Annotated in this window: 1 protein-coding gene; it reads left to right on the forward strand. The window is 72.4% G+C overall.

From position 1 onward, the window contains the following. The coding region (locus B2742_RS14845; protein WP_292067814.1) for a PLP-dependent transferase at nt 1-210 on the forward strand (210 nt) is incomplete at both ends.

The raw sequence follows: 210 nt of genomic DNA on the forward strand, positions 1-210 counted from the left end.
GGCTCGCCCTTCGATGCCTATCTGACCCTGCGCGGGGTGCGCACCCTGTTCGCCCGCATCGAGCGGCAGCAGGCGACCGCCGGTCGCGTCGCGGAATGGCTGGCGCAACAGCCGGTGGTGAAGGCCGTCCACTACCCCGGCCTGAAGACCCATCCCGGTCACGCCGTCGCGGCGCGGCAGCAGGCGGGCTTCGGCGCCATGCTCAGCTTC

This window comes from Brevundimonas sp. UBA7664 (assembly GCF_002483305.1).
In the GTDB taxonomy this organism is placed as follows: domain Bacteria; phylum Pseudomonadota; class Alphaproteobacteria; order Caulobacterales; family Caulobacteraceae; genus Brevundimonas.